This is a genomic window from Engelhardtia mirabilis (assembly GCF_007748095.1).
Classification (GTDB): domain Bacteria; phylum Planctomycetota; class UBA1135; order UBA1135.
The window spans coordinates 2,159,596-2,184,461 of the sequence record NZ_CP036287.1 but is presented as its reverse complement, the minus strand read 5'-3'; the positions used below and the strand labels follow the sequence as shown (position 1 = coordinate 2,184,461).

Annotated in this window: 22 protein-coding genes; 10 read left to right on the top strand and 12 right to left on the bottom strand. The window is 69.5% G+C overall.

The window, feature by feature from the left end:
- The first annotated feature begins 90 nt into the window (after nucleotides 1–90).
- From Pla133_RS07980 to Pla133_RS07955, 6 genes are all read left to right on the top strand, one after another.
- Nucleotides 91–1,485 (top strand): glutamate-cysteine ligase family protein, encoded by a 1,395-nt coding sequence (locus Pla133_RS07980; RefSeq protein WP_419192237.1) that lies wholly within the window; start codon nucleotides 91–93, stop codon nucleotides 1,483–1,485.
- Nucleotides 1,486–1,490: 5 nt separating this feature from the next.
- Complete coding sequence (locus Pla133_RS07975) at nucleotides 1,491–2,798, top strand: SUMF1/EgtB/PvdO family nonheme iron enzyme (RefSeq protein ID WP_145064387.1); 1,308 nt, start codon at nucleotides 1,491–1,493, stop codon at nucleotides 2,796–2,798.
- Between the two features lie 11 nt (nucleotides 2,799–2,809).
- On the top strand, nucleotides 2,810–3,658 hold the full coding sequence (locus Pla133_RS07970; RefSeq protein ID WP_419192236.1) for a class II glutamine amidotransferase: 849 nt from the start codon (nucleotides 2,810–2,812) through the stop codon (nucleotides 3,656–3,658).
- A 21-nt stretch (nucleotides 3,659–3,679) separates the two neighbouring features.
- Nucleotides 3,680–4,702 carry an L-histidine N(alpha)-methyltransferase gene (gene egtD / locus Pla133_RS07965; RefSeq protein WP_145064385.1) on the top strand — a complete coding sequence of 341 codons (1,023 nt, stop codon included), beginning with the start codon at nucleotides 3,680–3,682 and terminating at the stop codon, nucleotides 4,700–4,702.
- A gap of 172 nt (nucleotides 4,703–4,874) precedes the next feature.
- Nucleotides 4,875–5,624, top strand: coding sequence for a hypothetical protein (locus Pla133_RS07960; RefSeq protein WP_145064384.1), 750 nt, complete (start codon nucleotides 4,875–4,877; stop codon nucleotides 5,622–5,624).
- A 132-nt stretch (nucleotides 5,625–5,756) separates the two neighbouring features.
- Entirely contained in the window at nucleotides 5,757–6,599 is an 843-nt protein-coding gene (locus tag Pla133_RS07955) for a PP2C family protein-serine/threonine phosphatase (protein WP_145064383.1), read from the top strand.
- A gap of 39 nt (nucleotides 6,600–6,638) precedes the next feature.
- On the opposite strand, the gene Pla133_RS07950 is transcribed toward Pla133_RS07955, so the two are convergent.
- The 9 genes from Pla133_RS07950 to Pla133_RS07910 all read right to left on the bottom strand — a co-directional run bounded on the left by Pla133_RS07950 (nucleotide 6,639) and on the right by Pla133_RS07910 (nucleotide 16,404).
- Complete coding sequence (locus Pla133_RS07950; RefSeq protein ID WP_145064382.1) at nucleotides 6,639–7,076, bottom strand: VOC family protein; 438 nt, start codon at nucleotides 7,074–7,076, stop codon at nucleotides 6,639–6,641.
- An 86-nt stretch (nucleotides 7,077–7,162) separates the two neighbouring features.
- Nucleotides 7,163–8,227 carry a 3-isopropylmalate dehydrogenase gene (locus Pla133_RS07945; protein WP_145064381.1) on the bottom strand — a complete coding sequence of 355 codons (1,065 nt, stop codon included), beginning with the start codon at nucleotides 8,225–8,227 and terminating at the stop codon, nucleotides 7,163–7,165.
- Between the two features lie 92 nt (nucleotides 8,228–8,319).
- Nucleotides 8,320–10,329 carry an aconitase family protein gene (locus tag Pla133_RS07940; RefSeq protein ID WP_419192235.1) on the bottom strand — a complete coding sequence of 670 codons (2,010 nt, stop codon included), beginning with the start codon at nucleotides 10,327–10,329 and terminating at the stop codon, nucleotides 8,320–8,322.
- A gap of 97 nt (nucleotides 10,330–10,426) precedes the next feature.
- Nucleotides 10,427–11,632 (bottom strand): acetyl-CoA C-acetyltransferase, encoded by a 1,206-nt coding sequence (locus Pla133_RS07935; RefSeq protein WP_145064380.1) that lies wholly within the window; start codon nucleotides 11,630–11,632, stop codon nucleotides 10,427–10,429.
- A gap of 30 nt (nucleotides 11,633–11,662) precedes the next feature.
- A complete protein-coding gene (locus Pla133_RS07930; protein ID WP_145064379.1) occupies nucleotides 11,663–12,445 on the bottom strand; it encodes an enoyl-CoA hydratase-related protein in 783 nt (260 codons plus the stop codon).
- Between the two features lie 202 nt (nucleotides 12,446–12,647).
- Complete coding sequence (locus Pla133_RS07925) at nucleotides 12,648–13,139, bottom strand: peptidylprolyl isomerase (protein ID WP_145064378.1); 492 nt, start codon at nucleotides 13,137–13,139, stop codon at nucleotides 12,648–12,650.
- A 12-nt stretch (nucleotides 13,140–13,151) separates the two neighbouring features.
- Nucleotides 13,152–14,117 carry a peptidylprolyl isomerase gene (locus tag Pla133_RS26090; protein ID WP_419192234.1) on the bottom strand — a complete coding sequence of 322 codons (966 nt, stop codon included), beginning with the start codon at nucleotides 14,115–14,117 and terminating at the stop codon, nucleotides 13,152–13,154.
- Nucleotides 14,114–15,007 (bottom strand): 3-hydroxyacyl-CoA dehydrogenase family protein, encoded by an 894-nt coding sequence (locus Pla133_RS07915; RefSeq protein WP_145064377.1) that lies wholly within the window; start codon nucleotides 15,005–15,007, stop codon nucleotides 14,114–14,116. Before Pla133_RS07915 ends, Pla133_RS26090 begins: the two co-directional genes overlap by 4 nt.
- Before the next feature lie 164 nt (nucleotides 15,008–15,171).
- A complete protein-coding gene (locus Pla133_RS07910) occupies nucleotides 15,172–16,404 on the bottom strand; it encodes a thiolase family protein (protein ID WP_145064376.1) in 1,233 nt (410 codons plus the stop codon).
- A gap of 265 nt (nucleotides 16,405–16,669) precedes the next feature.
- Between Pla133_RS07910 and Pla133_RS07905 the strand changes: the two genes are divergently transcribed.
- Nucleotides 16,670–17,650: a transglutaminase family protein gene (locus Pla133_RS07905; protein ID WP_419192233.1), complete on the top strand. Its 981-nt coding sequence runs from the start codon at nucleotides 16,670–16,672 to the stop codon at nucleotides 17,648–17,650.
- A 10-nt stretch (nucleotides 17,651–17,660) separates the two neighbouring features.
- A complete protein-coding gene (locus tag Pla133_RS07900) occupies nucleotides 17,661–18,278 on the top strand; it encodes an LON peptidase substrate-binding domain-containing protein (RefSeq protein WP_419192232.1) in 618 nt (205 codons plus the stop codon).
- A 10-nt stretch (nucleotides 18,279–18,288) separates the two neighbouring features.
- On the opposite strand, the gene xth is transcribed toward Pla133_RS07900, so the two are convergent.
- A complete protein-coding gene (gene xth, locus Pla133_RS07895; RefSeq protein ID WP_145064373.1) occupies nucleotides 18,289–19,056 on the bottom strand; it encodes an exodeoxyribonuclease III in 768 nt (255 codons plus the stop codon).
- A gap of 182 nt (nucleotides 19,057–19,238) precedes the next feature.
- Between xth and Pla133_RS07890 the strand changes: the two genes are divergently transcribed.
- Both Pla133_RS07890 and Pla133_RS07885 read left to right on the top strand, forming a co-directional pair.
- A complete protein-coding gene (locus Pla133_RS07890; protein ID WP_145064372.1) occupies nucleotides 19,239–21,701 on the top strand; it encodes a DEAD/DEAH box helicase in 2,463 nt (820 codons plus the stop codon).
- A 29-nt stretch (nucleotides 21,702–21,730) separates the two neighbouring features.
- Nucleotides 21,731–22,141: a 2Fe-2S iron-sulfur cluster-binding protein gene (locus Pla133_RS07885; protein ID WP_145064371.1), complete on the top strand. Its 411-nt coding sequence runs from the start codon at nucleotides 21,731–21,733 to the stop codon at nucleotides 22,139–22,141.
- 111 nt (nucleotides 22,142–22,252) lie between these two features.
- Here Pla133_RS07885 and Pla133_RS07880 read toward each other — a convergent pair whose 3' ends face one another.
- Both Pla133_RS07880 and Pla133_RS07875 read right to left on the bottom strand, forming a co-directional pair.
- Nucleotides 22,253–22,660 (bottom strand): hypothetical protein, encoded by a 408-nt coding sequence (locus Pla133_RS07880; protein WP_145064370.1) that lies wholly within the window; start codon nucleotides 22,658–22,660, stop codon nucleotides 22,253–22,255.
- Between the two features lie 866 nt (nucleotides 22,661–23,526).
- Complete coding sequence (locus tag Pla133_RS07875) at nucleotides 23,527–24,774, bottom strand: IS256 family transposase (RefSeq protein ID WP_145064369.1); 1,248 nt, start codon at nucleotides 24,772–24,774, stop codon at nucleotides 23,527–23,529.
- Nucleotides 24,775–24,866 lie beyond the last annotated feature (92 nt).

Here is a 24,866-nt window from a genome sequence, read left to right as displayed (position 1 = left end):
ACATCGAAGTCCGGCCGGGCACCGGAGTTCGTAGCACCTCGGTTGAGGTCCCACCGAGCCCACCTAAGATGGGCCCTCCCGAGAACTCGCATGCCCACCAAAGACCCTGAGCTGACCATCACCGTCGACGAGGCGCTGGAGCGGGCCGCTGCCCGCGCCTTCCCCGAGATCGACGAGTCCCGAGCCGGTGCCCGCGACGTGGGCCTCGAGCCGGAGCGCTTCGCGATCGAGATGGACGCCCAGGGGCGACCCCTGCGACGCCTACCCCTCGCGGGTCCCGGCGGCGTACTCGAGGCGATCGATCAGGTCGCCGGGCGCGACGATCTGATCCAGGCCCGCGACCCCGAGCGGGTCCCGCCCACCGTGGGCCTGACCCAGGGCGGCAGCCTGACCTTCGAGCCCGGTGCCCAGATCGAGCACTCCACCGCCGTCCATCCCAGTGCCTCGGCGGCCCTGGACGACGTGCGCGCGGTGGTGTCCAAGTTGGAGGAGGTCTTCGGTCCGCGCCGGGTGGCCTTGATCTCCCTGGGCCTCGACCCCTGGTTCGGACCGGGCGACGTGCCGCAACAGCTCGATGCCGACCGCTACCGATCGATGGCGGCCTACTTCGACGCCCGCGGCCCGAGCGGTCCGTGGATGATGCGCCTGTCGTGCAGCCTGCAGGTCAACGTCGACCTGGGCTCCAGGCAAGTGCGCGACGAGCGTTGGCTGCTGGGCAACCTGCTCAGCCCGGCCCTGGTCGGCATCTTCTCGACCTCGCCCGAACGTGCGGGTGAGGACTACTTCCACTGCCGGCGCGCCCGCGTCTGGCAGACCATCGACCCGACCCGCACGGGGTTCCCCGCCGGGCTCCTCGACGGCAGCCTCGAGGGGCCCGAGCGCCAGTACGCCGCGGCGGCTCTGGACGCCGACGTGCTGCTGTTCCGCACGGAAGCGGGCCACGCGGTCACGGGTGAGCCCGGCCTGCGCTTCCGCGATTGGATCGAGCGCGGCCACCCGGTCCACGGCTGGCCGACGATCGACGACCTCGACTACCACCTGACGACGCTCTTCTTCGAGGTGCGTCCGCGGGGGTTCTTCGAGCTGCGCGGCATCGACGCCCTGCCCTACTGCATGCGACCGGCGGCCGTGGCCTTCGTCTGTGGCCTGCTCTACGACGAGCGGGCGCGCGGACTGGCCCTCGAGCGGCTCGCGCCGAGCCTGGCCGGTCTCGACCAACGTTGGCGCGACAGCGCGGAGCGCGGACTCGAGATCCCGCGCCTGCGCGACGAGGTCGACTTCCTGTGGCGCACGGCCCTCGACGGCATGGAGCGTTTGGGCCCGCAGTTCATGCGCGAGGAACACATGTCGGATGCGCGCGCCTTCGCCGAGCGCTTCTTCGCGCGCACCGCGGCCCCGGTCGACGAGTTGCGCGCCGCCGTAGCCGTGGGCCCCGCGGCGGCACTGCGTTGGGCCGACGGCAGCGGCTGCAGCGCCGCCGTCTGACGCCGATGGACGCCCTGCGGGAGCGACTGCGTCGCGAGCTGGCCGCTGCGCGCCGTCGCACCCTCGAGTTGGTCGAAGCGACCTCGGCTGCGGATCTGGCCCGTCGCGCGGACGCCGCCCTGGGTCCGGGGATCTGGGATCTCGGCCACCTGGCCAGCTTCGAGGACCTGTGGGGCGTGCGGCGGGTGTTGGGCGAGTCCGAGCGGGTCTCGGCCCCCGAGCTCGACGAGCTCTACGACGCCTTCGAGCAGCCCAGGTCCAAGCGCTGTGACTTGCCTCTCCTGGATCGCGACGGTGCCCTCGAACTACTCGAGCGGGTACGCGCGCGGACCCTCGAGGGGCTGGAGCGGGCGCGGCTCACGGACGGCGACGACCTCGTGCGATCGGGCTACGTCTGGTCGATGCTCGTGCAGCACGAAGCCCAGCACCAGGAGACCCTGCTTCAGTCGCTCCAACACCTGGGCGTCGCCATTCCGACGGCCGATCCGATGGCCGGAGAGCCCCGAGCCGAGCAGGCGCCGGCCGTCGACGACGAGCAGCGGATCCAACTGCCCGGCGCCGAGGTCGTGATCGGTGGGCAGACCGAATGGGGCCCCTACGACAACGAGCGGCCGCGCCATGCGGTCGAGCTGGCCCCCTTCGCCTTGGATCGCTATCCGCTGACCAACCGCCGCTTCCTGGCCTTCGTCGAAGCGGGCTGCTACGCGCGATCGGAGTTGTGGACCGCTGAGGGTCGCTCCTGGCTGGCGCGCTGTGGCGCTCGCTCGCCCGCGGGGTGGACCCGCAACGACGACGGGCGTTGGAGCGTGCGCCGCTTCGGGCGGCAGATCGCCGTCGATCCGCGCGAGCCGGTGCAACACATCTCCTGCCACGAGGCCGAGGCCTTCGCCACCTGGGTCGGTGCACGCCTGCCCACCGAGTTCGAATGGGAGCACGCAGCCACAGCCGGCGGCGCCCGCGCCCCCTATCCCTGGGGCACGCCCCAGATCGACGAGGCGCGGGCCAACTGCGACGGCCGGCGCGACGGCCCCGCGCCGGTGGGCAGCTTCCCGCGCGGCGCTTCGCCCCTTGGAATCGAGCAGATGCTCGGGGACGTGCACGAGTGGACCGCGTCGAGCTTCGACGGCTACCGCGGCTTCGAGCCCTTCCCCTACCCGGAGTACAGTCAGGTGTTCTTCGACCGTGGCTATCGGGTCCTGCGGGGTTCGTCGTGGGCCGCGGCCGGGGCCCTGGCGCGCGTGACCTACCGCAACTGGGACCTGCCCGAACGACGCCAGATCTTCGCCGGCTGCCGGCTGGCCTGGGACGCCTGAGCATGTGCCGCTTGGGCGCTCACGTCGGGGTCCGGGTCCCGCTGAGTTCGCTGCTCTACGATCCAGAGCACTCGCTCGAGGTCCAGGCCTACCGGCCGCGCGAGATGTGCTCGGGGCACGTCAACGTGGACGGCACCGGCGTTGCCTGGTGGCCGCGGCGCGGCGCGGGGGAGCCCCTGCGCTACGTCACCGAGCGGCCGCCCTGGAGCGATCCGAACCTGCCGGCACTGGCGCCGCGAATCGAGGCCGAGGTGATCCTCGCCGCGGTGCGCTCGGCCACGCCGGGCATGCCCTTCAGCGCCGCCGCCGTGGCCCCCTTCGTCGCCGACGGCGTGGCCTTCGCCCACAACGGCTTCGTCGAGGACTTCGAGCGGGCCGTCGCGAGGAGTGTCCTGGCGCGGCTGCCCGACGACCTCTTCGGCGAGCTGCAGGTCCGAACCGACTCCCTGGTGCTGTTCGCGCTGCTGCGCCGCCACCTGCGCGAGCGTCCCGCGGCCGGGCTCGCCGAGGCCCACGCCGCGGCCACCGCGGAGCTCGCCGAGATTTGCGTCGCCGCCGGGGTACGCGCCAACCTGGTCTCGGTGGCGGTCGACGGGGGCAGCCTGAGCGCGATCCGCTCGGCGGTTGGCCTGCCTCCGAACAGCCTGTACATTCGGGCGGACAAGGAAGCGGAGAGCGCGCAGATCGCTTCCGAACCCCTGCAAGGCTCGATTCCGGACCCGGGATCGACTAAGAGCCCGCCGGCGAGTTGGGAGCCGGTTCCGGACCAGACCCAAGTCCGGATGTGCGTCGATCGGCCCGCGGAGTCCCTCCGCTCGGTGGCCCTCGAAGTCGGTGCACCGAGCCCCCCCGCGGAGTAGCGAACCTCCCCCGCCGGAACCATGAGCGACGACTCCACGCCGACCCTGATCATTCGCCGACTCGAGGGGCCCGAGGAGCAGGAGCGCGAGGCGCTCGACGAGCTGCGCGCGGGCCTGGCGGGAAGTCCCAAGGAGCTGCAACCCAAGCTGCTCTACGACGGGCACGGATCCGAGCTGTTCGAGCGCATCACGCGCCAGCCGGAGTACTACCCCACGCGCTCGGAGGCCGAGATCCTGGAGCAGCACGCGCCGGCGATCATGGAGCGCTACCGGCCCGAGGAGCTGTTCGAGATCGGCTCGGGTTCGTCGCGCAAGACGCGCGCCCTGCTCGAGGCGATGTTGGAGCACGGCGGGTCGCGCTACGTGCCCTTCGACGTCAGTGACGACGCGGTGCGTGCGGCCGCGGACGTGCTGTGCCGCGACTACGCGGAGCTCGAAGTGCGCGGCGTGGTCGGTGACTTCCACACCGACCTCCACGCCGTGCCCCACCCCGGTCGGCGCGTGGTCGCCTTCCTGGGCTCGACCATCGGCAACCTGATGGAGTCCGAGCGCCGAGCGTTCTTGAAGCAGGTCCACAGCCTTCTGCGACCCGGTGACGCGCTGCTGCTCGGCTTCGACCTGGTCAAGGACCGCGAGGCCCTCGAGGCCGCCTACAACGACGCTGCCGGGGTCACCCGCGAGTTCATCCGCAACGTGCTGGTCGTGCTCAACCGCGACTATGGCGCGGACTTCGACCCCGAACGGTTCCGCTACCGCGGCACCTGGGACGCCGCCGCGCGTCGCATGGACATCGGCCTGGTGGCGACAGCGGCCATGACCGTGCGGATCGAGGCCCTCGACCTGACCCTGGACTTCGAGCGGGGCGAGTACCTGCGGGTGGAAGTCTCGGGCAAATTCTCGCCGTCGGACGTGGGCGCCGAGCTGCGGGCCGCCGGGCTGGAGCCGGTCCAGTTCCTCTTCGATCGGGCGCGCCGTTTCGGCCTGGCCGTGGCGGAGCCGAGTGCCGTGCCCACGACTCGTACCGGATCCGGTACGGCGGACTGAACTCCGATCGACCGTGCCAGGGCCGCCACGGCCGTCCCCGGGCGTGGGTCGGGCCTGGCGCGGATCGAGTGTGTCCCTGCGGCGGCCAACTCGTACTCGCGGGCTCGATGGCCGCCCCCTGGCCCCCTTGCACCGGGAGCGGGTGCCCGGGGTACAGTGTCGCGCAATGGGCATGTTCTCCGCTCTCGCGGGACCGCCGGCACGCCAGGTCTCGATCCTCTATCGCGCACCCGCCCGCGCGCTTCGAGAAGCGCTGCCCAGCGATCTGACGGCGGTGGAGCGTGAGGGCTGGGTTCTGCTGGAGCTCGCCTGCGCCGCGCCGATCGATCTGCCCCTGGGTGGCGACGTCGCCCTGATCGCCTGGCGAGTGCCGGTGTCGCGCGCCGACGGCGCCCGCGGCCTGTGGGTACTCGACCGCTGGTCGAGCGCGCGGATCGGCGCCGGCTGGCCGGAGCGTTGGGGCGTCCCGCGCAGTGCGGAGCGTCCGCCGCGCCACTCCCAGTGGAACGAGACCGCAAGGGGCGACCTGGAGGTCGAAGTTCGCTCCGGCCCGCGCCGGGTGTGCATTCGCGCGACCCCCGGTCCGCGCACCGAGCGCTCGATGTTCGTCTCGACGCGCCAGGCCGAGCTGTTCCTGGCCGAGGGCGGTCGAGTCCTCAATCCGCACCCCCTGAGCTGGCTGATCGACCGCCAGCCCTTGGCCCGCGGGCAGGTGGGCCTCGGTCCGCTGATCGTCCACAGCCTGGAAGTCACCGCGCCCAACGGGATCGCGCGCCGTGGCGAACTCGTACTCGACTGCGCCTTCCGAGTCATCGACCGTCGACGCGAGGGCGCCGACGCGACGACTCGCGGCCGAATCCGCGCGAACAGCGGTGGCCTTACCAGCCCTTCCCCGGCCATGACATCCGGGCAGCTCCGCTGACGGGGTTCATGCCCATGCTCCCTGACGAACCTGCCCCCTACCAACCTGCCCCGACTCCGATCTGCACCTGACTTCGTCGCTGACTGGCGATCGAGCCAGGACTCCCCAACCGAATCAAGGCCATGAGGCCCAATGCTCCCCGGACCTCCCCTTTCCGCGCAGGACGCGTTCACGACTCGCTTCTACACCGGCTGCAACCGGCGGATCTGCGAGGGCATCGATCTCACCGCGGGTGAGCTCGTCGTCTACACCTCGCCCTCGCCCCTGCATCCGGATCGGAACGAGGACGGCGCGGCCGTCTTCCGGGTCGGCGATGCGGTGGTCATCGCCGTGGCCGATGGCGTGGGCGGGCTACCGGGCGGCGCGATGGCCTCGACCCGAGCCCTCGAGGAGATCGGTCGGACCCTCGGCGAACTCGGGGGCGACGTGACCGAGAGCCGCCTGCGGAACGCGGTGCTCGACGGCATCGAGCTGGCACACCGGGCCATCCGCGAGACGGGCGACGGCGGTGCGACGACCTTGGCTGCGGTCGAGATCCTCGGCCGGCAGCTTCGCACCTACCACGCGGGCGACAGCGCGATCCTGATCTTCGACGCTGACGGTGAGTTGAGGCTGCAGACGGTGGCCCACTCGCCGGTGGGCTATGCCCTCGAGTCGGGCTTGATCACCGAAGCCGAGGCCTTCTTTCACGACCACCGCAACATCATCTTCAACTGCCTCGGACTGGAGCGCATCCACATCGAGTTCTCGTCGGCGATCGAGCTCGACCCCGGCGACACGGTGCTGCTCGCCACGGACGGGCTGTTCGACAACCTGACCCTGGCCGAGTTGAGCGAGTTGTCCAGAGGCGGCGAGTTGGCCAGTGTGTGCCAGCAGCTCGAGTCGGTCGCCACCGAGCGCATGAACGCACCGGGCGGCCAGGCTCCGTCCAAGCCCGACGACCTGACCTTCGCGACCTTCCGCCTGGCGCCCTGACCGAGGTCGCACCACCAGGCGAGCGGCTCGCGGGCCAACTCAGCGGGCGAAGAGCCGTCGCGGGTCGCGGAAGGCCTTGAACTCGAGCGCGTTGCCGGCGGGATCGTGGATGAAGAACGTCCCCTGCTCCCCCACTTCACCGACGAAGCGCACGCGGGGTGAGATCTGGAAGGCGGCGCCCGCGGCGGCCAAGCGCTCGGCCAGGGCCTCCCAGACTTCCCATGGGAGCACCAAGCCGAAATGGCGCACCGGCACCTGGTCTCCATCGACCGGGTTGCTGCCCACGCCCTGCTCCGTCCCACTCACCAAGTGGGCGGTGAGCTGGTTCCCGCCCAGGTCGAAGTCGATCCAGGCCTGTGAGCGCCGACCGATCGGGCACCCGAGCAGCACGGCGTAGAAGGCTTCGGCCGCGGCCAGGTCGTCGACCGGGAAGGCCAGGTGGAACCTGGCCCCGGGCAGGGGTTCGGAGGCGGACATGGGCCAATGGTAAGGGGCCCGGGGCGATCGCAGATCACCCCGGGTCCCTTCACCGCCAGGCCTCACCTGGCTCGGTCTCGTCGCGGTCAGACACCCGCGGTCGAGCGCATGCGCTCGAGCACCATGTCCCCGACCTCGTCGGTGCGGTGCATGGCGGTCGAGACGCCGCGGATACTGCCGTCGCGAACCAGGTCCACGATGGCGGTCTCGATCGCGGCGCCAGCTTCCTTCTCGCCGACGTAGTCCAGCAACATCGAAGCGGCCATGATCGCCGCCACCGGCGAGGCCACGTTCTTGCCTGCATGCTTGGGCGCGGAGCCGTGGATCGGCTCGAACAGGCTGACCTGACCCGGGTGGATGTTGCCGCTGGCCGCGATGCCCATGCCGCCCTGCAAGCTGGCGCCCAGGTCGGTGATGATGTCGCCGAACAGGTTGGGGGTCACGATCACGTCGAACCACTCGGGGTTCTTGATCATCCACATGCAGGCGGCGTCCACGTAGGCGTGGTCGGTGGCCACGTCCGGGTACTCGGCCGCCACCTCGGCGAAGGTGCGGGTCCAGATGTCCTGGGCGCGGATGGCGTTGGCCTTGTCGACCAGGGTCACCTTGCGCTCGGCCCGCGTCTTGGTCAGCTCGAAGGCGTAGCGCACCGCACGCTCGACCCCCTCGCGGGTGTAGACCATGGTCTGGGTCGCGACCTCGAGCGGCTGCCCCTTGTGCGCGAAACCGTGCATGCCCGAGTAGGCACCCTCGGTGTTCTCACGCACGATCAACATGTCGATGTCCTCCGGCGTCTTGTCCTTGAGCGGGCACAGCCGCGCGTCGTAAAGCTTGACCGGACGCAGGTTGATGTAGAGGTCCAGCTCGAAGCGCAGCTTGGCGATGATGCCGAACTCGATCATGCCCACGGGCACGCGCGGATCGCCGATCGCCCCGAGGAAGATCGCGTGCTGCTGCTTGCACTCCTCGAAGATCGAGCTGGGGAAGATCTCGTTGTTCGCAAGGTAGTAGTCGGTCCCCAGGGGGTAATCCTGGATCTTCAGCGAGAAGCCGAATTGCTCGGCTGCCGCGTCGAGGATCCGCATGGCCTGGGCCGTCACCTCGGGGCCGATGCCATCACCACCGATGGACGCGATGTCGTACTGCTTCATGGGTCTTGGGGGGATCCTGACGGGCGCGCGAAGATGCGTCTCCGACGATCCGGGTGGGGGGTGTTCTGTTGGAAACTCGAGCGGGGCTCGAGTCAGGAGACTCCGGTCGCGTGGGCGGCGAACATGCCGCGCCGGTAAGCCGCGATGCGTCCGACCACGGCGCTGGCCGCGACCGTCAGAGGTGAAGCCAGGTACAGCTTCCCGGGGCCGCTGCGGCCTCGGAAGTTGCGGTTGATTGCGCTCACGGTGACCTGCTCGGCGTCGTCGGAGACGCCCGGTCCGCAGCCGATGCAGGCTCCACAGCCTGGGTCGATCACCGTGACACCGGCGCGTTCGAAGATCTCCACGTAGCCCTTGGCGCGGGCGTAGTCGCGGACACTCTCGCTGCCGTACTGGATGAACATCCGCACGCCGGGGGCGATGCGCGCACCGGCGTCCAGGGCCTCGGCGAGCACCTCGGCGTAGAAGTCCAGGTCGCGCTCCTTGCCCGCGGTGCAGGAACCGCCGTAGGCGATGTCGATCGCGACTTCGCCCAGGTCCTCGATGTTCTTCCCGTAGGTCGGGTCGCCGGGCTCGGCCACCATCGGCTCAATCGTCGAGAGATCGATGGTGTGCACGCCGCCGTCGTAGGTCGCGCCTTCGTCGGCGCTGACGAAGCTGGCCTCGATCTGCTCGATGGTCTGGCCCGGGCGCCGCGCGGCCAACCACTGCGCCGTGATCCGGTCGCCCTCGCAGATGCCCGTCTTCGCGGTGCACTCGGTGGCCATGTTGGTCAGGGTGGCACGCTCGTCCATGTCGAGCGAGGCCAGCCCGGGACCGCCGAACTCCATCGAGCGGTCGAGGGTCTCCTCTGCCACCGCGTGGGTCCGCAGGATGTGGAGGATCACGTCCTTGGCGGTACAACCCGGGCGCAGGGCGCCGACCAGCTCGAAGCGGATCGACTCCGGCACCTGCACGAAGGTGAAGCCCGAGTAGATCAGGCCCGCGTACTCGGTCGCGCCCACGCCGTAGGTCAGGGCGTTGTTGCCACCGCCCATGCAGGTGTGGCTGTCGGTGGCCTGGATGAAGTCCCCCGGGTCCACGAAGTGCTCGCGAGCCACCTGGTGGCAGATACCCGGGCTGACGCCATCCTTCGCCGAGTAGTCGCGCACCTTGGTGTGGCGCTGGAACTCGAGCTGCAGGTCGCGCAGGGTCTGGATCTGGGGCGCGAAGGGCGCCATGCGCGCCACGCCGTCGGCGTAGAGCAGGTGATCCTCGAAGACCGCGAACTTGGAGGCGTCGGGGATGCCGTAGTCGTCGCCGTACTCGGACTGCAGGAAGTAGTGCACTTGGGCCGTGGTGAACTCGTGGCTGTAGCCGCCGTCCACCCTGACCAGGCAGGCGTCGCCGGGGGCGACGAAGCGCTCCGCGGCAGCATCGGCGCCAACGAGGTGCCGAGCGATGATCTTCTCCGCGATGGTCATCGGGCGGCGGGCGGTGTCGGGCAGCGGAACCGTCGCCTCGCCCGCCTCGTACTTGGCCGCGAAGGCGAACAGGCCGCCCGCCTCCACGATCGTGCGCGTGACCGGGTCGTACTCCCCGGTGAACTCCGCCAGGGGCACTGCTTCGCCGGCCTGCAGCCGCACGATCAACTCGTGGCCACCCAGCAGCTGGCCCAGATTGAGGTTGTTGCGCTCGTGGATCGGCGCGAACGACGAGGCGAAGACCGCTTCGATGCCCGACCACTTCTCGCACTGAACCGCCGTCTCGCGGCTGGACCCGGTGCCCTTGCGCTGACCGGACACGATCGCCTTGAAGCCGCCATCCATCAGCGCCCGGGTCCCGAAGACCCGCTCGCCGGAGTCATCCAGGAGACCCGCGTAGGCGTCCAGGGCGATGTCCTCGGGCTTGTGCCGGAAGCAGACCCACGCGGGCGTCATCACGTCGGTGTTGATGTCGTCCAGGAGGTCCGCGGGGTCGATGTCCGCCATGCGGAAGGCGACCTCGCCGCGGAGCTGACGGCGGATCTGCTCGAGGTCCTTGAACAGGAACAGAACCCTGTGGTCGGGGTCGAGCTTCACGACCCGAGAGCCGTCGTCGTGGGTGTGGATCAGAGAGTTCACGGAGGGGTCAAACCTTCCGCCGGGGAGCACGCGGCTCCCGGCGCTGCGGACACCGCCGACCTTCCGGTCGACGTTTGGAATCGCGTCGCTTCGCGTCTCAGGCGTCGGGGTTCTCGATCAGCATCGCGATGCCCTGACCGCCACCGATGCAGGCGCTGGCCACGCCGTAGCGCTTGCCCGAGCGGCGCAGCTCGTACATCAGGGTCAGGATCAGGCGGCTGCCGGTCGCGCCCAGGGGGTGCCCGAGGCTGATCGCGCCGCCGTTGACGTTGACCTTGTCGCGGTCGAGCTCGAGCTCCTTCTCACAGCCCAGGTACTGGGCGGAGAAGGCCTCGTTGATCTCGATCCGATCCACGTCACCCAGGGCCACGCCGGCCCGGTCGAGGCAGGCGCGTATGGCCGGAACAGGGCCGATGCCCATTTCCGAGGGGTCCACGCCGACCGTGGCGTAGGAGAGCACGCGGGCGAAGACGTCCAACTTGTCGGCAGCAGCGCGATCGGCGGTGGTCATCACCACGGCGGCGGCTCCGTCGACGATGCCGCTGGCGTTGCCCGCGGTGACCGTGCCGTCCTTGCCGAAGGCCGCGCGCAATTGGCCCAGGCCCTCGAGGGTGGTGTCGGGCCGGATGTGATCGTCGGTGTCGACGACCACGTCGCCCTTGCGGGTCTGGATCGTGTACGGCGCGATCTCCTCAGCGAAGCGACCCTCGCTCACCGCCGCTGCGCCGAGCTGGTGGCTACGCAGGGCGTAGGCGTCCTGCTCCTCGCGGCTGATGCCCAGGCGCTTGGCGACCTTCTCGGCCGTCTGCGCCATGTAGAGCCCGCAGAACGGGTCCTGCAGGCTGGCGAAGAGCAGGTCTTCCATCTGCGGCGCGGTGCCGAAGGGGAAGCCCTGGCGCGCACCGTGCAGCACGTAGGGCGCCTGGCTCATGTTCTCCATGCCGCCGGCGAGGACCGTGGTGGCCTCGCCCAGGGCAATCATCTGCGCGCCGTTGATCAGCGACTGGATACCGGACCCGCACAGGCGGTTGACGGTCAGGGCCGGGACCCCGTGGGGCGTGCCGGCCTTCAGGCCCACGTGACGCGCGCCGTAGATGGCGTCGTTCGAGGTCTGCAGCGCGTTGCCGATGACCACGTGGTCGACCGTGTCCGCGCCGACCTTGGCACGCTCCAGGGCCGCCTTGGCCGCGTGGGCGCCCAGGTCGATGGCCGACACGTCCTTGAACTTGCCGAACTTGGGGGTGCCGCTGTACTCACACATGGCCGTGCGAGCGCCGCCGACGAGGACGATTGATTTGCTCATGGGTCTTTGGTCTTCAGGTCCCTGGCGGGATCAGTTGTTCTTGAACTCGGGGCGACGCTTCTCGAGGAAGGCGGTCATGCCCTCCTGCATGTCCTGCGTGGTCGCCGCCAGAGCGAACATGTCGGTCTCGATCAACTCGCCCTCGGCCTGGCTCATGTTGGTACCGCGACGGATGGCCTCGAGGGCCAGGCGCACCGCGATCGGACCGCGCGAGAGGATCGTCTTGACCATCTTGTGCGTGCCCTCGAGCAGCTCTTCGGGCGCGAACAGGCGGTTGACCACGCCCACGCGGTGGGCCTCCTCCGCACCGAACATGTCGCCGGTCAGGATCCACTCGCGAGCCACACCGGGCCCGGCGATGCGCGCCAGGCGCTGGCTGCCGCCGTAGCCGGGGATGATCCCCAGGCTCACTTCCGGCAGGCCGACCCGCGCCGACGTGGAAGCCGTCCGCAGGGTGCAGGCCAGGGCCAGCTCGAGCCCGCCGCCGAGGGCGAAGCCGTTGACCATTGCGATGGTCGGCTTGCCCATGGTCTCCAGGCGGCTCAGGACATTCTGGCCGAAGAAGGCCAGGTCCTTGGCGCCCAGGGGCTTCATCTTCGCCAGCTCGTTGATGTCGGCGCCAGCCACGAAGGCCTTGTCACCGGAGCCCGTCAGGATCATCGCGCGCACGTCGTCGTCAGCCTTGACGGCGTCGAAGGCGTGGGCCAGCTCGTGGAGCGTGGCGTCGTTCAGGGCGTTCATCTTGTCGGGACGGTTGATCGTCACCGTCGCCATGCCCTCTGCGGCCTCCAGCAGGATGTTCTCGTAGCTCACTTTGATCTCGGATCGGGATGCGGGGTGCGGTGGTTGGATCGAGGGGGTCCCGAGCGGCCGCGGGGCGGCGCGCCGGGTGGCCGCCACTACCGTCGGCCGGGCGCGCCCGTTGCGGCGGCTCGTGCCAGGTAGCGACGACCTCGAGGCGACTCGTTGCTCGGCCCAGTCGGGCCCGATCCAGTCGGGCCCAGTCCAGTCAAACTCAACCCTGTGAGCGCTCGATGCGAACCGAGTTGATCTTGACCGGGTTCTTGGGGCTCGACTTCTCTCCGCCGGGCAAGGTCTCGCCCTGGGCGATCGCGTCGAGGGTGTCGTCCCCCTCCACCAGACGCCCGAAGGCCGTGTACTGGCGGTCGAGGAAGCCGGCGTCGCCGTGGCAGATGAAGAACTGGCTGCCCGCCGAGTCGGGGCTCTGGGAGCGAGCCATCGACAGCACGCCGCGGGTGTGCGGCACGTCGTTGAATTCGGCCTTGATCTGGTAGCCGGGGCCGCCGCGGCCCGAGCCCTCGGGGCAACCGCCCTGGATCATGAAGCCGGGGATCACGCGGTGGAAGATCGTGCCGTCGTAGAAGCCCTTCTCAGCCAGCTCGACGAAATTCTTCACGTGGCCCGGGGCCTTGTCCTCGAAGAACTCGAGCTTCATCTCGCCGGCGGTCGTGTCGAGCACCGCGGTCACGTCGTCGTAGTTTCCCATTTGGTTCTCCGTTCAGCTCTTCTTGACTACGATGGCGTGGATCAGCTGCTGGGGCTGATCGGGGCGATCCTGCCCGTTGCGCGGCGACTTGACGATCTTGTCGACCACCTCGAGACCGCGGGTGAGTTGCCCGAAGGCGCTGTACTGACCGTCGAGGTGCGTGGAGCGGGCGTGCATCAGGAAGAACTGCGACGAGGCAGAGTTCGGGTCCTGCGAGCGCGCCGCCGAGAGCACGCCGGGCACGTGTTGGCGGTCGTTGAACTCGGCCTGAAGCTGCCGCGGACCATTGCCGGTTCCCCACAGGCGCGACTTGCTCGGATCCTTGGTGTACGGATCGCCACCCTGGATCATGAAGCCGGGGATCACGCGGTGGAACAGCGTGCCGTCGTAGAAGCCCGTGTAGGACAGGTCGAGGAAGTTGCGCACGTGGTTGGGCGCGACCTCCGGCCAGAAGTCGGCGACCATCGTGCCCCGGTTGGTCTCGAGCACCACCTGGTAGTCGTCCAACTGCTCGAGGGGCATGGTCATGAAGTCGACCTTGGCCTCGCCTTCGGTGGGCACCGCGACGAAGTAGTCGACCGCGACCGGCCCACCCTCGTAGGCCGCCCGAGCGAAGGACAACTCGAAGTTGCCGGTGGCGGTGATGAAGGGCCCCAGGTCGAAGCTCAGGCTCATCAAGGCGTTGGGCGGCAGCTTGATCAGCGCCTCGCTCTCGCGACGCTGGGCCGGCTCGCCGTTGATCAGGAAGCCGGCGGGCGAGAGCCACCAGCCCGCGGCCGACGCGCCCTCGGCCGGGGCCTGGATCCGCACGTCGACGACGTAGGGCATCCCGGCGACGTACATCGTCGGTGCCTCGAAGGTCACCACGGGAGCCTGCTCCTGGGCCACGGCTGTCGGTTCGACTCCGAGGGCCGGAGCGGCGAACGCGGGGGCCCCAAGGGCGCTGGCCAGGGCGGCGATGGTTGCTGTTGCGATCATGACTTCTTGTCCCCTTCCCACTTGTAGAAGCCCTCACCGGACTTGCGGCCCAGTTTCCCGGCCGCAACCTTGTCCTTGAGGATCTGCGGAATGACGAATGCGGGCTCGTTCGGGTAGCGCTCGACCCAGCCCTCGAGGATCGACAGGGTCGTATCGAGCCCGACGTAGTCGGTCAGCGTCAACGGGCCCATGGGGTAGCCGCAGCCGAACTGCATGGCCGCGTCGATGTCTTCCTTGGTCGCGTCGCCGCGATCGAGCATCAACAGGGCCTGGCTCATGTACGGCACAAGCAGTCGGTTGACCACGAAGCCCGGGGTGTCCTTGCAGGAAACCGGCGTCTTGCCGACGGCCTCGCCGAAGGCCTTGGCCTGGGCGAAGACGTCTTCAGCCGTCTGCTCGCCGCGCACGACCTCGACCAGACGCATCAGTTGCACCGGGTTGAAGAAGTGCAGGCCGACCATGCGCTCGGGGCGCCCGGAGGCGACCCCCATCTCGGAGATCGGGAACGACGACGTGTTCGACGCCAGGATCGTCTCGGGCTTGCAGATCTTGCCGAGCTCGGCGAAGAGCGCGTTCTTGACGTCCAGGTCCTCGACGATGGCCTCGATCACGAGGTCACAGTCGGCCAGGTCCTGCTTGTCGAGCGAGCCGAGGATGCGACCGCGCGCCGCCTCGACGAAGGCCTTGGCCTGGTCCTCGGTCTGCTTGCCCTTCTCGACGGCCTTCTCGGCGAATTTCGCCAAGCTCTTCTCGATGCGGGCCAGGCCCTTGTCGAGCGCCGGCTGGGTCGACTCGAGGGCTACGACCTCGAAGCCGGACTGTGCGGCGACTTGGACGATGCCGTGACCCATGAGGCCACAGCCGATCACGCCGACCTTCTTGATTGCCATGAGGAGGATTCTGTTGCGGGGTGGGGTTGGGGACTCGAGTCCGCGCCGACCGCGTTCAGGCGGGCGGGCGATGGGTGGATTCGGGGGGCGAGCAGCCGGGGGGCGCAGCGGGCGCTCAGCCAGGTTCAGGGCTCAGTAGGGCGATTTCAGTCGCGCTGCGAGCCCTATAGGCCTTCTCGATGGAACTCGGCGGCGAGCCCCATTCCGCCGGAGACGCACAGGGTCGCCAGGCCGTGGCTGCCGCCGCGCCGGGCCAACTCGTGCAGCATCGTGACCACGATCCGCGCGCCGGTCGCGCCGATCGGGTGCCCCAGGGCGATCGAGCCGCCATTCACATTGAGCCGGTCCAGGGGCAGGGGCTCCTGGCGGTGGCAGGCCAGCACCTGGGCGGCAAAGGCTTCGTTCAACTCGATCAGATCGTAGTCGCCGGGGCGACGCCCGCAGCGTTCGGCCAGTTGGCGCATGGCCGGCACGGGGCCGATGCCCATGCGGCGCGGATCGACCCCGGCCTCGGCGCACTCGCCGACGTAGGCCAGGGGCGTGTGCCCCAGTTGTTCCGCGCGCTCGGCAGTCATCAGCATCAGGGCCGCGGCTCCGTCCGTGATGCCCGAGGCGTTGCCGGCCGTGACGGTGCCGTGCTCCTTCGCGAAGACCGCCGGCAGCTTCGCCAGGGACTCCAGGCTGGTGCTGGGCCGGGGGTGCTCGTCGGCAGCGACCACGAGCGGGTCGCCACGCCGCTGGGGCACCGCAACCGGGACGATCTCGTCGGCGAAGCGCCCGGCCTCGACGGCCGCGGCCGCCTTGCGCTGGCTGTCGAGGGCGAACTGGTCCTGCTCGTCGCGGGAGATCTCCAGCTCCTGCGCCAGACCCTCCGCGGTCGCGCCCATGACCATTTCGGCCAGGGGGCAGTCGAAGCCGTCCTGGTACATGGCATCGACGACCTTGGCGTGTCCGAGGCGATAGCCGGTCCGCATCTTCGGCAGGAAGAAGGGCAGGCCGCTCATGCACTCGACCCCCCCCACCACCACGGCGGAGGCGCGGCCGAGGCGAATCCAGTCGGCGCCCAGGGCGATGGACTTCAGGCCCGAGGCACAGGCCATGTTGATCGTCAGCGCCGGAACCTCGACGGGCAGCCCGGCTCGCACGCTGATCTGACGCGCCACGTTCGGTCCGCCACCGGCCTGGCGACCGTTGCCGAAGATCAGCTCACCGACCTCGCCGGGCTCGACCTTGGAGCGCTGCAGCAGCTCGGCGACGAGGCCGCTACCCAAGTCGGCGGCACTCAACTCGGCGAACGCGCCGAGGTACTTGCCGATGGGCGTACGCAGGGCGTGGGTGATCACGACCGGCGAGGCCGCGGAGCGCGCTCCGGCGGTGGGCGAGGGATTGGACGTCATGGACTGGATCGCGACGCCGGTTGGCACCACCTGGGTGTTGCGCCGGGGCCGTTCGGAGGGGATTCGGGCCAACCGACGGGATCGGCCGCGAATTCAGGCGGACCAGGATAGGGGGGTCCAATGGGGCACGCAAGGCGGGCCGATGGCCGCGCCGGGGCCGCAGGACGACCATCCCGCCGATCGGGCGCTACAGCCCGGGCCCGTCTGCACCTATAAACGAGCTCCTATCCCTCGGTCCGACCGAGGGTGCCGAGACCACCCAGCGATGACCCCGAGCCCCCGCAAGCCCTCCGTCGACCCCAGCGGGCTCCAGCGCCCCACCCTGGCTCTGGATCCACAGACCCCGTCGCAGCTCCCCTCGGGAAGCCTGGCCGGGGTCGAGAAGGCGCGCTTGACGGCCCTGGTGGACCTCCTGGAGGACGATGCCCCGGCGACCTGGGAGGCGGTTCGAGCCGAGCTGCTGTCGGCCGGACGCCGCGCTCGACCGGCCCTCGACCGGGCGGCCCGGGGCCAAGCGCCCCGCCGGCGGGCCCGCGCGCGCTCGATCCTGGCCCAGATGGAGCGGCGGGAGGTCCTGCGCCGACTCCTGTCCCAGGCCGGGCGGGGGATCGACGACCTGGAATCCGCCCTCTACCGCCTGGCCGCGGTGGACGACCCCCACTTCGACGCCCGCGCCACCCGTCGGCGCCTGGACGACCTCGGCCAGCGGGTTCGGGAGCGGAGCGCCGAGCGCGAGCCCGGCCTCGACCAGGCCCACGCCCTGGTCACGGTCCTGGCCGGCGAGGAGGGGCTGCGCGGCCCCGGGGAGAACTACCACGCCACCGACCACGTGCATCTGCATCGGGCCCTGGAGCTGGGGCGCGGGCTGCCGCTGACCCTCGTGGCGATCTATATCTTCACTGCCCGTCGCGCCGGCCTGGACGCCACCGGGGTGCCGCTCCCCGGGCACGTCATGTGTCGGCTGCACGCGGGTGAGCGCTCGATGCTCGTCGATCCCTTCCACGCCGGGGTGGTTCGCACACGCAAGGAGTGCCTCTCCTATCTGATGCGCCGCGGCCTGGCGCCGCGCCCGGACTGGTTCCGCGACGCGGACGACGCCGCCCTGTTCCAGCGCCACGTCCTCAACCTCGCCAATGGCCACACGGTCCGCGGTGACGACGGCACCGCGCGCCAACTGCGGCGTGTGGCCGAGACGGTCGCACGCAGCCGCAGCCAGCACCCCCACGCCGATCCCGAGAGCGCCTGAGGCACCTGCATTGATCGACGTCCCCGACTGCTGGCCGCCGCCCGACGATCTGCCTGCGAAGGAGCAGGTCGTTCCGCTGTTCCCCCTGGCAAACGTGTGGCTCGTGCCCCACGCCGTGATGCCGCTGCATATCTTCGAGCCGCGTTATCGCGCCATGGTCGAAGCGGTGCTCGACGGGTCCGGCGAACTCGTGCTCGGAACCGTGGTCCAGGGCCACGAGTCCGACATGCAAGACGCGCCTCCGGTGCATCCCGTGGCGGGATTGGGGCAAATCGTGCAGTTCGAGAAACTGCCCGATGGACGCTTCCTGATCATGCTGCTGGGCAAGTCGCGGGTCCGCATCGCCGAGTGCGAGAGCGACCATGAGTACCGACTCGTCTCGGCGGCGCAGCTGGAGGAGACCCCGGCGCCGGTGACGCGGGAAAGCGAGCTCCGTGAGAAGCTCACCGGCGCGATCCTGGCCCGCAGCGAGGACCTGCTGAATCTGCCCGATAACCTCCCGATCGGTTGCCTGGCCGACCTCCTGGCCCTGCGGCTGAACCCGCCCCACCAGACCTGGCAGCAGCTCTATTCGACCCTCGACGCAGAGCGCCGCGCGGAGATAGCGCTCGACCTCGCGAGCGACTGAGCGGCGCGCGCTACTCGAAGGTCGCAATCACCGGCGCGTGGTCGCTGGGCTTCTCCAGCCCGCGCTCCTCGGTGTCGACCTCCACCGCGGTGCAGACCTTGGAGGCCGCCTCCGAGAGCAGGAAGTGGTCGATTCGCAGGCCGTTGCCGCGCTGGAAGCCCCTGGTTCGGAAGTCCCACCAGGTGTAGATCCCGGCCTCCTCGGTGTGCTGGCGCAGGCCATCGATCAGGCCCAGGTCCATGATCCGCGCCAGGGCCTCGCGCTCGGCGTCGGAGCACAGGATCTTCCCGCGCCACTTCTCCGGGTCGTACACGTCGCGGTCGTCGAAGGTGATGTTGAAGTCGCCGGTCACCACGACCTTCTCCGACAGGTCGTAGCGCTCGTCGATCAGGCGCCGGACGCGCTCGAGCCACTCGAGCTTGTAGCTGTATTTGGGCGCCCCGACCTCCTGGCCGTTGACCACGTAGAGGTCCAGGAACAGGAAGTCCTCCACCTGGGCTCCGATGACCCGGGCCTCGATGTCCGACTCGTCACCCGGCAGTCCGCGGTGAACCTCTTCGATCCGGCCCTTGGCCAGGATGGCGACGCCGTTGTAGGTCTTCTGACCGAAGGTCTCGATGTTGTAGCCGAGGTCCTCGATCGGCTCGCGCGGGAAGACCTCGTCCAGGCACTTCGTCTCCTGCAGGCAGACGACATCGGGCGATTGCCGCTCCAGCCACTCCAGGACCCGCGGAAGGCGGGCGCGGATCGAGTTCACGTTCCAGGTCGCGCAGCGCATGGGCGGGAGCTTAGCGGTCAGCGGCCGCCAGTGCGTCCCGCTCGCCCCCCGAGATCGGGGCCAAGGGCCCAACCAGCTCGATCCGGCCCTCCAGACCGGGGGTGCCAGGCGATATACTGCTCGGCTTGATCGCGGGCCGCTGTCCGCAGATCTCGGGTAGACACCCGACTCAGGAATCGACAATGACCCAGATGCGAAAGGGGCGCCCTCAGCAGGGCGGCCCGCGACGTGGCGGCGGCGGCAAGGGCCGCACGGGCGGCGCGACCAAGCGATCCGCCGAGCCCGTCGAGGAGCTCCACCCGAACGACGAGCCCCCGGACATCGAGAGCTTCAGCGAATGGGATCTGGGGCGCGAGGTCCAGCAGGCCATCGCCGACATGGGCATCACCTCGCCCACCCCGATCCAGAAGCTGGCCATCGGGCCGGTGTTGGAGGGACGCGACGTGATCGCCAAGGCCGAGACGGGCACGGGCAAGACCCTGGCATTCGGCGCGCCGATGATCGCCAAGCTCGATCCCGCCCGCTCGACCGTCCTCGGTCTGGTCCTGTGCCCCACCCGCGAGCTGGCCCAACAGGTGGCCCAAGTGCTGACCGAGCTCGGCCGCGCCCGGGGCATCAAGGTCGCGCTGCTCGTGGGCGGCGACCCGATCCCGCCCCAGGTCAAGGCCCTCCACGCCGGCGCGCAACTCGTGGTCGCGACCCCCGGGCGGGTGCTCGACCTGGCCGGCCAGCGCTTCCTGAACTTCCCGTGGACGGAATTCGCCGTTCTCGACGAAGCGGACGAGATGCTCGAGATCGGCTTCCTCGACGACGTCCGCAAGATCCTCGACCTCTTGCCGGAGGAGCGCCAGACGCTGCTCTTCTCGGCCACCTTCCCCCCGCCGCTGCTCGAACTGGCGCGCTCGCACACCAAGAACCCGGTCGAGCTCGCCACCGCCAAGGGCGTGGCCACGGTCGATCGCATCGTGCAGCACGTGTGCTTCGTCAACGACGAGGACCGCGCGAACGTCATGCGACGGCTGCTGATGGATTCGGGTCCGGACGACCTGTTCCTGGTCTTCTGTGAGCGCCGCACCGACGTCGACCGACTCTTCCGTCGCCTCGAGCGCCTGCCCTTCGGCGTCAAGGCCCTGCACGGCGGCTACGACCAGGCGGCCCGCTTCCGCGTCATGTCCGCCTTCCGCGGCGGTGAAGTCCGCGCCCTGATCGCGACCGACGTCGCCTCGCGCGGCCTCGACGTCTCCGGCGTGACCCACGTGATCAACTTCGGCGTCCCGCGCGAGGTCTCCGACTACACCCACCGCATCGGCCGCACCGGCCGGGCCGGTCGCAGCGGCCACGCCCTGACCTTCGTTCCGAACCAGGACACCCGCCGCTGGCGCGAAATCGCCGGGCGCATGACCTGGACCGTCGACGAGATCGCCGAGCGCGACCTGCGCCGCGTGATGTTCACGGATCCCGAGATCCTGCTGGAGCGCGGCGCCGCGGAAGCACCCGCCCAGGAGCCCGAGCGCGAGGAACGCCCGCGCCGCGGTCGAGATGAAGCGCCTCGTGCTGAGCGGGAAGAGCGCCCCCGTCGTTCGCGCGACGAAGAGCCGAGAGCGGAGCGCGGAGAACGACCGCGTCGCAGTCGCGACGAGTCGCCGCGCACCGAGCGTGAAGAGCGTCCGCGTCGCAGTCGCGACGAGTCGCCGCGCGCCGAGCGTGAAGAGCGGCCGCGTCGCAGTCGCGACGAGTCGCCGCGCGCAGAGCGTGAGGAGCGTCCGCGCCGCAGTCGTGACGAGTCGCCGCGCGCCGAGCGCGAAGAACGGCCCCGCCGCAACCGCGATGAGGCTCCCAGCTCTGAGCGTGAGGAGCGTCCGCGTCGCAGTCGCGACGAGTCGCCGCGCGCAGAGCGTGAGGAGCGTCCGCGCCGCAGTCGTGACGAGTCGCCCCGCACCGAGCGGGAGGAGCGTCCCCGTCGCAGTCGTGATGAGGCTCCCAGCGCAGAGCGTGAGGAGCGTCCGCGCCGCAGTCGTGACGAGTCGCCCCGCACCGAGCGGGATGAGCGTCCCCGTCGCAGTCGTGACGAGGCTCCCAGCGCAGAGCGTGAGGAGCGTCCGCGCCGCAGTCGTGACGAGTCGCCCCGCACCGAGCGGGAGGAGCGTCCCCGTCGCAGTCGTGACGAGGCTCCCAGCGCAGAGCGTGAGGAGCGTCCGCGCCGGAGTCGTGACGAGTCGCCCCGCACCGAGCGGGAGGAGCGTCCCCGTCGCAGTCGTGACGAGGCTCCCAGCTCAGAGCGTGAGGAGCGTCCGCGTCGCAGTCGTGACGAGTCGCCGCGCGCCGAGCGCGAAGAGCGGCCCCGGCGCAACCGCGATGAGGCTCCTCGCGCAGAGCGTGAGGAGCGTCCCCGGCGCGAGTCGGCCGACCGGGCTCCGCGGCGCGAGCGTCCGAGAACTGGCTCCGAGGAATCGGCCCCCGCGCGTGGCGGCTTCGGGATGGGCCTCGATGAGTCGCCTTCCCCGCCCAAGCGTGCCGCTCGCCGTGAGTCCCAGGAGCGTCCTGAGCGCATTGAGCGCCCGCGCCGCTCGGCCGGCGAGAAATCCGAACGGGCCCCTCGCAAGTCCGACGACTCTGGCGCAGGTGGATTCGGCGCCGGCCTCTGACCCCTCGACCGACGACTGAGCACACCCCCATGGGCGGATCCAACCCCTTCATCCGGCAGGCCGAGACTCGGCTGCCCACCCGTTCCTACCGCATGACCTTCATGCCGGAGGGCAAGGTCGTGGAAGTCGATCCCTCGAAACTGCCCTACTCCCGCGACGGGCTGCCGGGTTCGGTGCTCGAAATCGCCGGCGGCAACGGCGTGGACATCGACCACGCCTGCGGCGGCGTCTGCGCCTGCTCCACCTGCCACGTGATCATTCGCGAGGGTCTGGAGAGCTGCAACGAGGCCAGCGACGACGAGGAGGACCAGCTCGACCACGCGCCCGGTCTGACCACCGAGTCGCGTCTGGCCTGTCAGACTGTCCCCGACGGTAGCTGCGACGTGGTGGTCGAGATCCCGGGCTGGAATCGGAACCTGGTCTCCGAAGACCACCACTGAGCGGGGCCGCGCCGCGCGCCGAGTCGCGAGCGAGGCGCGCGCCTGGGCCGAGTCGGACGTCGGCTGCGTCCCGCCCCTGACTGGCGCGGCTCGCTTGCCCCCTCGAGCAGCTCAGAGCAGCGGAAGCCGCTCCACTCGGGCCAATAGCTCTTCGGACAGGACCGCGCTGTAGGCCTTCCAGTCGGCCAGGATCCCAGCGACCGCAGGCACCTCGCGGGAGCTCAGGCAGAAGATCCCGCCGAACATCCCGCAGGGACCGTTGCCCTCGCCGATGAACAGGACAACCCCGTCTGGCGGGTTGTACCCGGGATCCTGAAGGTCCGCCTGCGGCGAGTGCGGCGTGATGAAGGGAGCGTAGTACAGCTCTCCATGGGCAGGCGGCTCGAAGCGCGTGGTCGCCCCCAGCGTCTCGTGAATGCACGTTCGCTGGGCCTCGATCAGCGAGTTGCCCAGGTCGAGGAAGGTCTCTCGCTCGCCAGCGGGCCACTGCACGAATGCATCCCAGTCGGGCTGCTCCATGTCGACGCCCGCAGCATCGGGAGACGGGGGGAGCTGACCCGGGAACAGGAACGGCTCCCGGACAAGGCGCCGCGCGAGGACCTCGGCCGGGAACGTCGAGGAGACGGGGAAGACGGATGGGGCGCTCTCATCAACGCACCAACGCCACTCGCCGGGCAGCCAACAAGCAGTCGGCGTGCAACTCCGTTCAGTCGCACGCCTCCATTCCCTGTCAAGCCGGGGTAGGTGCCTAGCTAGTCGGCATGAACCCCGACATTGGATTGGTGGCCGACTTCATCGTGAAGTATCCGCCCCCGCCCCCCGACTGGCTTCCGATCTGACCAGCCTGTCCGGCGTCGTCTCCGTTGTCGAACTTGGCGCATGCCGTTCCGCCCTGGCCGCCAGGAGTGCTCGTCTGTCCGCCGGTCCAGGCACTTCCTCCAGTACCGCCAGCGGCGAACGCTTCCCCGGCAGCCGAGACCGCCTTCCCCTTGCCACCCTTTCCTGCCGGCTCAGCTCCATCGGCGGAACCTCCGTTGCCGCCACAGGCAATAGCCGCTCCATGATCCGAGGTCGCTGTTGCGGATGCCGTGTGCCCGTCGCCGCCAGGGTCGTCGTCGCGGTTCCCTCCAACCGAGATCACAAAATCGTCATCGCTGGTCAGCGACGATGAACCGTTGCTGTCGTGATCTATTCCGAGGGTTCTGTCCGAGTCTGTGCCCTCCAGGTGCTTCACCTTGCGATCTCTCAGGCCTGGGCAATCGTCCAAGAGCACTGCCACAGCGGCCTTGATTGCCTCGGCGCGTTCTTCATCGGAAGGCTCGGGATCACTCGTTGGGTTGATTGCGAGGTATTGCCAAGAGCTGTGGATGGAATTCCCGGGGAGGTCACGCGGCGACCTTGATGCCGTCCTTGAACTGGACGCCTCGGATGACGTCTCCGAGGTGTTCGTGGCCGTTTAGCTTCCGCCAGGTCTTCTCGGCCGATTTGGCGAGCTTGTAGACCATGGCGAGGCAGGCGGCTCGGGATCCTGCGCCTTTGGTCCGGCTGGTTCGCAGCCGGATCGTCGCGAAGGTGGATTCGATGGGGTTGGTGGTGCGTAGGTGGCGCCAGTGCTCGGCCGGGAAGTCGTAGAAGGCCAGCATTGCCTCGCGGTCCTTGAGCAGGCATTCGACCGCCTTCGGGTACTTGGCGCCGTAGATGGACTGGAAGAGGATCATGGCCGCTTCGGCGTCCTCTCGCGTCTCGGCGTTCCAGATCTCGGTCAGCGAAGCCTTGATCTTGGGATGCATCGACTTCGGGCACTTGTTCAGGACGTTGGCCGTCTTGTGGACCCAGCAGCGTTGCCCCTGCGCGGTTGGCCAGACCTTGGCGCTGGCCTTCCAGAAGCCGAGCGCGCCGTCCGCGACGACCAGCTTCGGAGCGATCGAGAGGCCACGGGCCTTGAGGTCCACCAGCACTTCGGTCCAGGACTGCTCGCTCTCGCGCTCACCATCGTGGACGGCCACCAGCTCCTTCTTGCCGTCGGCCGTGGCGCCCATGATCACGAGCATGCAGGCGCGCTCGTCCGTCAGGCGCACGTTCGAATGAATGCCATCGGCCCACAGGTAGACATAGTGCTTGCCTGCGAGCTCGCGCTTGCTCCAGGTCCGGTGCTCCTCTTCCCACGCCTGCTTGAGGCGCACCACGGTCGAGGCCGAGAGACCGGCGGCCCCCTCGCCGAGGAGGCCACCGAGCGCTTCGCCGAAGTCGCCGGTCGAGACTCCGCGCAGGTACAGCCACGGGATCAGCTCCTCGATGGTCTTCGAGCGGCGCAGGTAAGGGGGCAGGATCTTGCTGGTGAACTGGATACGATTGCCGCCGTCGTCCAAGCGACGATCATCGACTCGAGGACGAGCGATCGGAATGTCGCCCAACGCGGTCTGGATCGTGCGCTCGGGGCACGAGCCGTTGCGAACCACGAGCCTGCGGCCCTGCTCGTCCACTTGGTCCGCGTGGGCGTCGATGTACTCGGCGACCTCCGCCTGCAGGGCCGTGATGAGCATCTTCCGGGCGCCCTCTCGGAGAACGTCCTGGAGGATGTCCGCGGTCGGGGCGTCTGGCTGGAACTGGATCGAGTCGCTAGGCTGCTTCATGCGGCGTGTCCTTCCCCCGCGTTGGGGGCTTGGGTGTCGAGTGATGTCGAGCACCAAGGGTACGTCGCGTTTCCTCTCAGTTCACCGTCCAC